We start from the raw sequence: 11282 nt of genomic DNA, 5'->3' as shown, positions 1-11282 counted from the left end.
ATCATATTCTTTGAAAAAATTAATAATAGCAACAGTTGCACCATAAATAGCCGCTATATAACCTGCGTTTATCTTTATTTTGTCAATTAAATAGTTTGCGATATGATACTCTTTTCTTTCACAATAATACCTGCACATTTTTTTTATAGTAAAATATTGAGCGCTCAGACAAATAACAAGAAAAATCAAAAATCCATAACTGGCTATACTATCATTTAATTTTGTAAAATTAACAAGGATTATTTGAAACAAAAATCCTGAAAGAGGAACTGCTAATACATTAATAAGAATAGTAAGTCTTACTCTTTCTTTAGTGAAATCCACAATAAAAGAAGTCATTACGGTGAAAATGATAAAAAATGAAATGAAAGCAAATATCAAATAAAATTCAGATGGTAAGCTATTTCCATATAGATCATGATACAGCGAAACAACTAATAGTGTTATCAATGATCCGATTAATGTCATGTTTTCTGCATTTTTTGGAGAAATGTATTTATCAATAATTTTATTCATATTCTCTCCTTATCTCCACGCATATAATTCATTAGCATCAATTGCGAGTGCTTACACCGAACTGCCCCTCTTTTTCAGAACTCATTATTAAATCAGGAGGTGTAATTGTTAATCCCATTTCCACTTAAATAAACTCTTCAGCTGTCTTCTGCTCAAATGGAGTATCACTCCGAAATGTACCAGCATCCATTTTGGACTTAACCCTTCATCGGTATAATCGTAGTAAACATCAATTTTAGTCATTATACGTCAAACACCACCGATTTCACCTGACCTTGAATCATTACATCTCGAATGGCTATAACACGTGGAGGAATATCTTTGTTTGATGCTTGAAGAATTACATTTTCACCATCATAGAACACCCGTTTTAATGTAGCTTCATCCCCATTAATAATTATTACACCTATTTTCCCATTCTCGACAAAGGTTTGTTTTCTTACTAGTACTTTATAGTTTTCTCTTATACCTTCATCAATCATAGAATCTCCCTTTACAATTAAATAAAAATATTCTCCATCGGAAACTTCCTTTTTAGAAGCAACTTTATAACCAACAATATTTTGTTCTGCTACGAAATCATTTCCTGCTTTTATCGCGCCATAGATAGGTATTTGCACAATTAAATCATCACGAATGGCCTCTACCATTCTATTAATATCGTATGTGTTTTCCGGTGCATTACCTAGAACTGAAATTTGTGACTTAATTTGGTCAATATTATCTTGACTTACTTTATTTTTGTAATAAATTGACATATACATTTGAACAAATAAGTGTTCATCATCATCATTGAAATATGTTCTTTCATGGACAAGCTTAGATGAATTTTTTTCAAAGTAACCAGCAATTTTATCGATGAGTTCAAATGACAGTTCAAACGTTCCTGTTTCAATCCTCAAATAGTCTTCGAAGCTTAGGCTCAATGTATTTGCAATATCTTCAGCATTATATCCTAACTGTTCTCTTAATCGTTTAATATTTGTTCCAAAGACATATAGTGCAAGCATGGTTTCTTCTCTTGTGTATCCACCTTCAAATAATGGTAAAGGAGCCTGATAACTATATTCTGTGTTTATATATCCTGCTTTTAACATCAGTTCATCATAATTAATTAGTAATGGTTCAGAAATTTTATTTAGAATCTCTGGAGAAGGTACACCGCGCTTACCATTTTCCAGTTGTGTAATATATGAATGAGATACTCCAGATCTATCTTCCAACTCTCTTACAGTTAAATTTGCTCTTTTTCTTAGCATTTTAATAAAACCACCGAACTCTATACCGCTTGGTTTCATTTGTAACCAACCCCCTGTAAAATTCGGTTGCAATTGTGTTTGCCGAATGTTGTATTGTGGTTACATAACTACTAACACAATTGTAACCAAATAAGAGAGGGCGTGCAAGTGAGAAATCATAGAGAACATACGTTTGTATATCTAGCAATTTCATGTTACACTATCCATACCACTACATCGCCATATTGCCACACAACATTATCAGGAGATGATTAAATGGAATCAAAAACCAAACGCAGCAAATTTATAGTAAAAGGAAGATTATCTATTCCTGTCAATATGGTGGTGTTTCATACAGAAACTAGTGAGGCTGCGCTAGCTTATGTATCTGACAAACTAAACAATCGAACACTCAATGGTCTAGATGGAGACATATACACTTCCGATGGAAGTTCACTCCCAATAATAGCTCCAGAATGTGAAATTGAATGGTTTGATGCAACTGAGGAAAATACAATTAAAATATAAAAATCAAACCTGCTATGAATGCCACATAGCAGGTTCTTGTTTTTCTCCAAATGTATAAATTATTTCATATTTTATTGAACCAACAATTCTATGATCCTTAACAGAAAATATATTTATATTAAGAAATAATTCGTCATTCATAACTATTATTGTTCTATTAAAATGCGGATTTTATTGGGAGAGCCTATTTAGCAAGCATCTCCCGCTTAAAGTCTTCATACATGTTTAATGCCTCTTTTAATATTCCCCTCAAATCATCGTAAATTCGAAATCTAGGAAGAAAAATTTTATCATCATCAAAATTACCATCCAGATAACTCTTTATTAAACCCCAAGGGCCAATAGACCTCTGAATCAAATCATCTTTCCATACCACCCATATCAACTCTACAGCTCCATACTTAAGGGATATATGAAATTGGAACCTGTAGGGAGGAAATTTATCTACAATCTTAAAGAAACTCTCTTTCGTGTTGAATGAAGCATCGTATCCTAATTCATTAAAGATGGCTAGTGCCTCACTCTTCCCGTATTTTTCAAGTCTATCTTTCGAATCAAATCTATACTTTGAAGATAAACTTCTATATCGTTCAATGAAATTATTTTTTTCCAGCGATGTCCTTAGTTCTGGTGTTAACTGCTCCATCATTGCGCTCCAGAATAGAAATATTTAACCCACGTCGTAGTCTGAACAAAACTCCTAGCTTCTCAACTAATTTATCAGCCAAATACAGCTACCCAAATTTGCTTTAAAACATGTGGATTATACTCTTGGGGGTACAATGCTATTGTGAATATTAAAGTCAACAGTACTCCACCAAAAAGATAACCCCTCCGATTCAATTGTCTTGTTCTTAATAAACTAATAATTAGTATTGCGCTGTTTAGAAGAAAGATAAACGGTAAATAGACAATTCTACCAAGACCAGTATAGGGAAAAAACGTGATTAGTAGTGTAATTAATAATATTGAAGGTAATATTGCAAATAAATACTTATCCAAAGCAGTAACATTTAATATACTATCCTTATTCCATTTTGGTAATATCCTAAAGAAGATATTGTTGCAATCGAGACAAAAATACAAATGGGGAAGTATTAAAGGGAATAGAGCAATTAATGAGTCGTCATTAACCCTACCAATAAAGAATAAAAAAGTTAAAAATATATACGTAGATAACAATAATCTAGTGAAAATAGAAGTTGTTTGTTTTACTTTGTCACTGTTGCAAGTTGGACAAGTCCTCATGCCATCTCTCCAGCCCTTTCCGGACGACTTTGCGTTACATTGTCAATTACACATCCAAATTTAATTAATTAATCCAGTTTTTTTTCTTTATTGCTACATTAATTTTGAAATATTCACAATATCGTATACTAGTGAAATCTAGAAGTTTTGTTGTGACAGTAACTCCAGATCAAATGAAATGAAATACGAATTTTATCTGCTGTGATTTATTGAATTTCTCATATTAGTTACTAAACTTCTCGCTCATAGATAAACTGCACAATCACTCTCCTTAATCTCAGCATATTCTGAACGATATCGAACAAAGGAGTGGTTAGATTGGTGCGTATTCTCGATAAGCAAGCAGTTCAGCCCCGAAGTAGATTTAATCAATCCAAGTCTTTTATTATCCCTCGTTCACCAAAAAGGGTTACTCTTGCAAAAATCCGCTTAAAAATTCCCATGAATTCTCAACCTAATCGAGTAGAACTAGTAGCCACGGTCGGCGTTAGAGGAATCACTGGCATCGCACAAATTCTTTTCAGAATTTTCCGTGACGGAAAGGAAATTTTCAATACAAAAGTAGGTATTGAATCCGCAGCTTCTGAACAAAACTATGCTGTTACTTTCCAATCAATCGATAGAAATGTGAAATCAGGCAATCACGTTTATACATTGACCGCAGAAAACCAAACTGCAAATACGAGAGCTGATGTTGTTGGCCCAATTTCTTTTAGTGGGCTAGCTGTACAAACTAGGTAATATAAACATTAGCATCAGCAATGGTGCTTTTTTCTTATTGCATCATACTTTTCCAATAAAAGAAGCCTTTAAAAAACGAGTTTTATTATCTCTTGGCAGCGTGTAATTCGTAGAATCTTGTGAAAATCTCTCCACTACTCGGACTATCCAGTAATTCGAATGAAACATCTCCGTACTCCGCAAGCGTTTTTCCCTTAATGTCATCGACTTTATGTAATTCTCTTTCATTTAACAAAACAAATCCTAACCAGTTCGGATCGTTTTTATAATTCTTATTTTTCATTCTTTAATCTCCCATATAACACAAGTTTTATTGAGGAAATGAAGAGTATATGATTCTTCACTTCCTCCAAATTGCTATTTCAAAATTAATCCCATCTGTCAATTTTAATAAGTCTTATAGAATTATTTGAAGTCACTTTTAGAGTCAAATCCCATTCACTATCTTTTGAGTATCCTACGCCGCAAGCTGAGGCTTGATCAGCATCCTCTATTGGAGTATTTGCAGTGTACGCCTCTAATGTCTTTCTGATTTCACGAAGATCAGATTTAAGAGTTTCAACAAAAAATCCTCTCCCTTTTCCCTCTGACAAATCCTTGCATCCTTCAAGTAAAAAGAAAGTGTGATTACCTGAATGAGCGACTGGTTCTTCACCCCACAGATTTGGAGAATTAGTTATCCCACTTACTTTAGCAAAACTATTCACTGGAATGTTCCATGCATCATTTGAAGAATTTGAGTTTGAATTACTTATATTGGGTTGCTGTCCTTTTATATAATTAAAGGTAAACACATCCGTTTCATAGCTAGTGCTACCTGCGACACCGTTATAAGAGTATATTTTTCCGTTAACTTCTAGCTCAACTTTAAATGGAGTGCTGCCTTTTCCTCTCTCACAATAATTATGTACATAAAATCTATAGTGACCATACGGTGCATTAGTACTCCATCTAATGTTTTCTACTGGTAAAGAATCTCTATGCGATCCTCCATTCATATCAATATCTAACCAACCATCGTATCCGTCTCTTTTGGTTCCATAGTAGATATGTTCACCTTTAGGAGTCATACAGTGCAAATCAAGGTCTGTGTATCCTTCCCATATGAGAGAACATCTAATTTCATTGTTTTCATATCTTCCTCCAGCACTCTCAACTCTACGCTTGATTTCACCATCAATACCACCGTGATAATACCAACTAAATGAATTGTCCCATTGTAGAATATTAGGAGAAGTTTCATCGGAGGCTGTAACCAACGCCATTAATCTGTTAGCATTATCAACCTTAACTTCGATGCTATCCGCTGATGGTAATACCGTCCTTTGAAATTTATCCCATGTCATAACTGTACTTGGCAAATCCACTTTGTTGATAGCATTACCTTTTGGAATAATATTACCAAATACGCCACCAATTGCTTTAATATCCTCTTTAATATTTACCTTTCTAGACTCATTTTCTTTCCATGTGAAATGTGGAATTTCTTCAAATGTGGCATATCTTCTCCTTAGAGAGTTAGCGATTCCCATTTGCTCAACAATTTTTTCTGCTTGTTGAATATTCCCCTGTGATGGTGCAACTTGTGCTCTCTGGTAATTTGATGGATTCATTTTTGCTGCAAATCTACGACTGATTGAATCAAACGAGAGTCCAGCAATAATATCATCAAGCAAGGTTCCGATCATACTACTCTTAATATGGCAGAATCCAGAAGGGGCATTTGCAACAGCCAACCAAGTAATATTGTCTCGCAATCTACTGTTTGGAGTATTTTGATGTTGTTTATGGATTTCTTGAGCGAATTTAGCAACACCAAGTACTCTATCAGACCTGTACAGAGATTCCGACTCTAATAGAGCAACGGCTTGATCTACAGCGTCCAAAGGATACTCCATCAGGCCAGCGAGCAAAATCCTATATTCTTCTTTCATTTCTGACATTTCCTGTCCTGCTGTTTTCAACCTATTATGATAAACTTTAGTTGTAGGAAGTGTCACGGACATATGATCCCAGCCATTTGAATGTGCTTGACCAAGAACCCTGTCACTTGAAACAAAAATGCCAGTAACTTTCGATTTAAGCACACTTCGTTTCATTGCTTTAACTGATTCGACGAAGAAATCAGGAGTATCATTTTCATCCCATAAGACTGAACTTACTTCACCACTTTCGGAAATCGAGACAAGTCCACCAAAACGATTTACAAAATGTCTGCAACAACTACATGTATAATGTTGTCTTGCTTCTTGTGGAAGATTGTTTAGAAAGATATCAAATAATCCTTCTACGTCTGTTGTAAATAATGGAATGCCGCCGCCAACAATTGATTTAAATCGATTTTTAATTGATTCAGAAAACTCTGGGTAATTATCGTTGTCATTTTTGTATTTATCCTCGTTGTTATTTGAACCTGAATTTAATTTCGTCATTTTATTTGCTCCCAATTTTTTATTTTTTTCATAACAAATGTATTGTTATTATATACCATTTCTATATTAAGCACATACCAAACTATGTTCTTTCCACTTGTAATATACATTAAGCACAACAACCATATCATAACTTTTCTTCTGGATAAACTTCACAAAATCAGAATTACCCTGCAAAGTGAGTAATAAGTCCTGTTGCAAAAACGTCAATTCAACCTTCAATTCTTTGTTCGCATATTCTAAGATGTTCATTTATTTTCCTCCAGTGTAATTTGTTTTCCTTTTTTCGATTCCCTGTATTTCGGCTTCTAAGACTTCAATTCTTGCTTGACTATACTTAACCCCTATTGTTGTTAAAAAGAGTCACCAACCCCTGTTTCTGCACCTCTAAAAAGCCAGTCATTTCACTGTTGTTACTCATTCTGTTCTCGCTCCTATGCGTATAATAATTCTCTTATTTTTCCAATTGATTTTTGCGATCTATCTTTACTAATTGCTGCAACTTCAAATAAATAATAATCCATCGCTACACTGTTGAGGTCATCTTAGGTAATATGTTCCTCTGTTGAGTTATCAATGATCAGTGTTCGAAATCCTGTAGCAGTAGGAATAAACTTGAATGTTACATCACAGTAATTATGCTCATCTAGAATTGAATTAATTTCAGCATCGGTTATGTATTCTGAATTATTCTTGATGATATTATACATGTGAGCACGTTCATCGAATCTTCTATTGATCATTTTCAATCACTCTCCATTATTCATTTTTATTATTTGTCTTTCTTTTTTGCTCTTAAAGTCTTTGCTTCATCATCATTAGCCGTATTATTTGATATTTTCTTCAGTTCTTCAATATTCAAAACGTGCAACCTCCTTTTAGTACTTCTATTGAAACGAAGATTTTATTGTAATTTAATCCTCAGTTTTAATCTCTAAATTGATTGCCTTATAACTTGCAAGTAAACTTAGTAACTCACTTATAGATAATGTATCAACCCTTCACAAATATTCACCATTGACATACAATTTATCTTCATAACTTCCTTCAATAAATAAAACGTTTGATTTATTTTCATCAGGTATGTCGATTTCTTCAATGTTGTACCATACATCACCCAAACTAAAAGCATCATTTGCACTTTTATCTGCTTTATTTCTCTCTTCAATTGCTTCTTCTTTATTTGTATAGCTTCCCCAAATATGTTGACCATCGCTATCAATAACAACATATGTTTTCATTTTCCACTCTCCTCAAAAATTCACTTTTCATTTGCTAAACATATGTAAACAATGATGCTGCAATCCGTTTAATAAAAATCGATCATCATAAACACTCATTTGAACAATTCTTTTTTCAACCATTTTGTTTTCCATAGTGTCAAACATTTCAGCTTTATCTTCCCAGTCGAAATACACCTTAAATATCATATCATTATTTATTACTTTCATTTCTTCGTAATTAACAATATCCACTGGAGTTACTGTAATGGTTGCCAACATATATAAAATCATCTCCCATTAAAATCTGCTTTTTATTATTATATTTAACATATACCAAAATTTCCTTTGCATTTCCTGTATTTTCTAGTAGAATAGTAGCCAAACATCCTAAAGGAGATTTGACATGAAACGAATACAATTTTTATTTTTACTTTTATCAATGATCTTACTAAATGGTTGCCTATCTACTAGCGATTCTAAAGCCTCCATTCAAGTACCAGAGTCTCCAATTAACGAAGTTATAGAAGACATTAACATTTACAATGAATTTTTAATGAAATCTAACCCAAAAGAGCAAAAATATATTTCATCCTATAAAAAGTATGGAGATTTATACGATTCACATGACGAAAAGGCAGCATATGAAGTCATTGTAAAAGAAGTAATTCCACAATACGACGTTTTAATTAATGATGTGGTTAACTATATTCCAAAAACGAAAGAATTAAAAAGAATACACGCAATATACGTTACAGCATCATATAAACAATATGCAACATTTTACCTTATAAAAGGTTCTATTGAAAAAAATGAATCAAAACTAATGGCCGATTCTCTCTTGCTATTGGGAGAGGCAACAAAAGAGGTACTTCAATATAGAGAAGAATATAACGATTTAATAAAAAAATATAGCAAGAAGTAATTTAAATAACTATTAACTGGTGGAAGCGTCTGAATGCTTGGGTTCTTTCACCAGTGGATGTTTTGATTGATCATACTCTCTACTCCTCATGAAATCGCTCTTTTATTTGTTTTCTAATCCATCAATATTCATACCTATAAATCCCTTTCGATTGCCACGCACTTTAAACTTACTTTAAAGGATGTGATACTAATGAAAGAATTAGTTACTTACTGCATGAGTTGCAATAAAGAAGTGTTCTGTAATGGCGGATTCTTTAATGGATTTGTTAACGATGATAAAACCATAATTTGTTTTGATTGCATTAAAACAGATGAGTCAAACCAATCAGAGTAAAAGACTTATTTCATTTAAGTTAGTATATATTACGTACAAAAGTGTAATGTATAATGACTTCAATTAATGTTAATGCTTAAAATCATAAAACAAACAAGAAAGGCAGTGTTCCTAAATGAATTTAGAAGATGGATGTCTTAACCAAGGGTGAACAATCAAATTTCTTAAACCAAAAAGATATAATTTATCTTGATGGTATGCTCACAAAAGATGATAATTTAGAATGCTTTCGGCTTTACCCAAATCCAAAAAACAAGAATGCGTATTATAAAATTAAGAAAGAATATGTCGTTGGTGAAATTCATCCATATGAGACTGAGAAAGTCGAAAAATTAGGGTTAGGATATACACTAGGTTTTACACCAAACAATTCTTTCTCAATGTATCAAATTCCACTAAAAAAAGAAGTGGAGTATGAATACATAACAGTATTTAAAGGGAAGATTGGAGTAAATTATCCATTAGCAGCAGTAACTCAAAAAAATAAGCACTCTGATAAAAAATGTACATGCGCCAAAAATGAAAAGTTGAATTACGACTGCATACCTTATTCCGCATGTGAAGAAGGCTGTTTACTTGAAAGTTCATCCAATCTTCATGAGGGAATTTGTAGTTTCTGTTGTGCAGGTTAAAAAATTATGCGACTATTGTCAGAATCTTGACTGGTCGCTTTTTTATTTACATAAAATACTTCTTTTACCCTAATTCTTTTGCCTTAATTAAAATGCTAGCTATTATAGAGAACGTCCAATCTTTATTTCTTTCACTTACCTTGTCGCTATATAAGACCTCTTCAATTTCTCTTAGTAAATCGTCTCTCAATTGCTTCTTACACGCCTCTTTATATTCTTGATTCATTTCTTCATTAGTCATCTACTCACCTCTCTTCAATTAAAAGAATCCTTTTAATCCATTTGCAATGGGGATTCCCCATCCCCAAGCAAAGTTAACAACTAATCTAATTAATAAATGTTATAGCATATCTAGATACTTTTTAAATTGATTAAAAACCTCAACATATTCTGAAAAGAACATTTCCAGCAAACCTTCTACAAGCGCATCCTTTTCTTCTTCTAAGCGTTCTTTAACACGCTCTCTAATATCTTCTTCGACGCGATCCAAATAAAACTTAGGGTCAACTTTCGGTTTAGGTATTCTAATATCTGTTAAATCCTGTTCTAACCTAATACTTATCTCTGCAAAACAATCCTGATTTGGTGTTGTTCCTTCATAGTCAATAAGTAAAATGTAGATATATAAATCAAATTTTATAGTCGTTCTATCTAAGTCAATATTTACTTCAGGCAAACCTTTAACGTCAATTGTCTCCAAAAACAGTAGTTTGTTAATAAGATATTCTTCCAACATACTCTCAGCTTCATTTAGTAATTCATCTATCACCTTTTTTATATCGAATAAATCTCGTAGTTCCTTTATTTTTTCTAATACTTCACTTATAGCCTCAGCATATTCCTGCTGAACTTCATTGAGTTCGCTCCATACTTCTTCAATAAATATGTCATAACTTTGTTGAAGAACGTTGTTCATTGATTCTAATGTGTCATGTTTGAGTTGCTCATATGCTTCAAGCACATCAAGCCATTTTCTTTGTATTTGTTCTTGAGTTCCTTCTTGGGCTGCTTTTTGTAGGTCGTCTGCTGCCTGCCTAAGAAATTCTGCACTATTTGATACCTCTGTCCAGTCAACTTCTTTTGCCGAGGACACTGCAACATCTGCCCAATCCTTGGTGTTCTCAGTGTTTCTTTTGATGTTCGCTCTATCAAGAAGATCTTCGCCAGTTTCAATTGCCGCTTGAATGACGTTTTCAACTGAAACCTTAATTTTAGGCCAACCCATGCTGAATTCCTCCAATTTGTATTTTTACAAGTTAATATTTGTAATTATACATGGATTTATTCAGAATTCATTATGCGCTCACCTTACATGTTAATTATATAGAATGAACTAAAGATTTTTATACACGAAGAAGAAGTCGGTCGATCACTTCAAGTGGATGTTGATTGATCCGTTTCATGAAAGCAATGACATGAGAGCGAATATAATAGAACTTGCTGAAAAAGACATTGTTCACGACATC

At 33.0% G+C, this 11282-nt stretch carries 14 protein-coding genes; 4 read left to right on the top strand and 10 right to left on the bottom strand.

Annotation, left to right across the window (positions count from 1 at the left end):
• Together BK127_RS40870 and BK127_RS40865 are read right to left on the bottom strand one after the other, a co-directional pair.
• Positions 1-516: hypothetical protein (locus BK127_RS40870; protein ID WP_144026717.1), on the bottom strand; the 516-nt coding region annotated here is incomplete at its 3' end.
• Between the two features lie 242 nt (positions 517-758).
• The gene (locus BK127_RS40865; RefSeq protein ID WP_076238384.1) at positions 759-1814 is read right to left on the bottom strand and encodes a helix-turn-helix domain-containing protein; all 1056 of its coding nucleotides are present in this window, start codon (positions 1812-1814) and stop codon (positions 759-761) included.
• Positions 1815-2030: 216 nt separating this feature from the next.
• Here BK127_RS40865 and BK127_RS40860 point away from each other — a divergent pair, with 216 nt between their 5' ends.
• Positions 2031-2282, top strand: a complete 252-nt coding sequence (locus BK127_RS40860; protein ID WP_076238383.1) for a hypothetical protein — start codon at positions 2031-2033, stop codon at positions 2280-2282.
• Between the two features lie 184 nt (positions 2283-2466).
• Here the strand turns inward: BK127_RS40860 and BK127_RS40855 are convergent, their stop codons facing one another.
• Positions 2467-2928 carry a hypothetical protein gene (locus BK127_RS40855; RefSeq protein WP_083689969.1) on the bottom strand — a complete coding sequence of 154 codons (462 nt, stop codon included), beginning with the start codon at positions 2926-2928 and terminating at the stop codon, positions 2467-2469.
• A gap of 920 nt (positions 2929-3848) precedes the next feature.
• On the opposite strand from BK127_RS40855, the gene BK127_RS40845 reads away from it, so the two are divergent.
• Complete coding sequence (locus BK127_RS40845) at positions 3849-4271, top strand: exosporium protein C (protein ID WP_076238380.1); 423 nt, start codon at positions 3849-3851, stop codon at positions 4269-4271.
• A gap of 85 nt (positions 4272-4356) precedes the next feature.
• Here BK127_RS40845 and BK127_RS40840 read toward each other — a convergent pair whose 3' ends face one another.
• The 5 genes from BK127_RS40840 to BK127_RS40815 form a co-directional block, all read right to left on the bottom strand.
• Positions 4357-4554: a hypothetical protein gene (locus tag BK127_RS40840; RefSeq protein ID WP_076238379.1), complete on the bottom strand. Its 198-nt coding sequence runs from the start codon at positions 4552-4554 to the stop codon at positions 4357-4359.
• 85 nt (positions 4555-4639) lie between these two features.
• Positions 4640-6703, bottom strand: coding sequence for a hypothetical protein (locus BK127_RS40835; RefSeq protein ID WP_076238378.1), 2064 nt, complete (start codon positions 6701-6703; stop codon positions 4640-4642).
• A 66-nt stretch (positions 6704-6769) separates the two neighbouring features.
• Positions 6770-6955 carry a hypothetical protein gene (locus tag BK127_RS40830; RefSeq protein WP_076238377.1) on the bottom strand — a complete coding sequence of 62 codons (186 nt, stop codon included), beginning with the start codon at positions 6953-6955 and terminating at the stop codon, positions 6770-6772.
• Between the two features lie 749 nt (positions 6956-7704).
• Complete coding sequence (locus BK127_RS40820) at positions 7705-7944, bottom strand: hypothetical protein (RefSeq protein WP_076238375.1); 240 nt, start codon at positions 7942-7944, stop codon at positions 7705-7707.
• A gap of 27 nt (positions 7945-7971) precedes the next feature.
• Entirely contained in the window at positions 7972-8205 is a 234-nt protein-coding gene (locus tag BK127_RS40815) for a hypothetical protein (protein WP_076238374.1), read from the bottom strand.
• 124 nt (positions 8206-8329) lie between these two features.
• Here BK127_RS40815 and BK127_RS40810 point away from each other — a divergent pair, with 124 nt between their 5' ends.
• Positions 8330-8848: a hypothetical protein gene (locus tag BK127_RS40810; RefSeq protein WP_076238373.1), complete on the top strand. Its 519-nt coding sequence runs from the start codon at positions 8330-8332 to the stop codon at positions 8846-8848.
• 464 nt (positions 8849-9312) lie between these two features.
• Positions 9313-9816 carry a hypothetical protein gene (locus BK127_RS40805; protein ID WP_076238372.1) on the top strand — a complete coding sequence of 168 codons (504 nt, stop codon included), beginning with the start codon at positions 9313-9315 and terminating at the stop codon, positions 9814-9816.
• Between the two features lie 64 nt (positions 9817-9880).
• Here the strand turns inward: BK127_RS40805 and BK127_RS44360 are convergent, their stop codons facing one another.
• Both BK127_RS44360 and BK127_RS40800 read right to left on the bottom strand, forming a co-directional pair.
• Positions 9881-10057, bottom strand: coding sequence for a hypothetical protein (locus BK127_RS44360; RefSeq protein WP_179097809.1), 177 nt, complete (start codon positions 10055-10057; stop codon positions 9881-9883).
• Positions 10058-10156: 99 nt separating this feature from the next.
• On the bottom strand, positions 10157-11041 hold the full coding sequence (locus BK127_RS40800) for a hypothetical protein (protein WP_076238371.1): 885 nt from the start codon (positions 11039-11041) through the stop codon (positions 10157-10159).
• Between the last annotated feature and the right edge of the window lie 241 nt (positions 11042-11282).

Source organism: Paenibacillus sp. FSL H7-0331 (assembly GCF_001956045.1).
This window is presented reverse-complemented; position numbering and strand designations above follow the sequence as displayed.

What these genes read in the sequence shown, in the direction of transcription:
- BK127_RS40820 (WP_076238375.1), bottom strand. Translation starts at nt 7,944, where the DNA reads ATGAAAACATATGTTGTTATTGATAGCGATGGTCAACATATTTGGGGA.
- BK127_RS40855 (WP_083689969.1), bottom strand. Translation starts at nt 2,928, where the DNA reads ATGGAGCAGTTAACACCAGAACTAAGGACATCGCTGGAAAAAAATAAT.
- BK127_RS40815 (WP_076238374.1), bottom strand. Translation starts at nt 8,205, where the DNA reads ATGTTGGCAACCATTACAGTAACTCCAGTGGATATTGTTAATTACGAA.
- BK127_RS40830 (WP_076238377.1), bottom strand. Translation starts at nt 6,955, where the DNA reads ATGAACATCTTAGAATATGCGAACAAAGAATTGAAGGTTGAATTGACG.
- BK127_RS40800 (WP_076238371.1), bottom strand. Translation starts at nt 11,041, where the DNA reads ATGGGTTGGCCTAAAATTAAGGTTTCAGTTGAAAACGTCATTCAAGCG.
- BK127_RS40805 (WP_076238372.1), top strand. Translation starts at nt 9,313, where the DNA reads ATGGATGTCTTAACCAAGGGTGAACAATCAAATTTCTTAAACCAAAAA.
- BK127_RS40835 (WP_076238378.1), bottom strand. Translation starts at nt 6,703, where the DNA reads ATGACGAAATTAAATTCAGGTTCAAATAACAACGAGGATAAATACAAA.
- BK127_RS40865 (WP_076238384.1), bottom strand. Translation starts at nt 1,814, where the DNA reads ATGAAACCAAGCGGTATAGAGTTCGGTGGTTTTATTAAAATGCTAAGA.
- BK127_RS40840 (WP_076238379.1), bottom strand. Translation starts at nt 4,554, where the DNA reads ATGAAAAATAAGAATTATAAAAACGATCCGAACTGGTTAGGATTTGTT.
- BK127_RS44360 (WP_179097809.1), bottom strand. Translation starts at nt 10,057, where the DNA reads ATGACTAATGAAGAAATGAATCAAGAATATAAAGAGGCGTGTAAGAAG.
- BK127_RS40810 (WP_076238373.1), top strand. Translation starts at nt 8,330, where the DNA reads ATGAAACGAATACAATTTTTATTTTTACTTTTATCAATGATCTTACTA.
- BK127_RS40860 (WP_076238383.1), top strand. Translation starts at nt 2,031, where the DNA reads ATGGAATCAAAAACCAAACGCAGCAAATTTATAGTAAAAGGAAGATTA.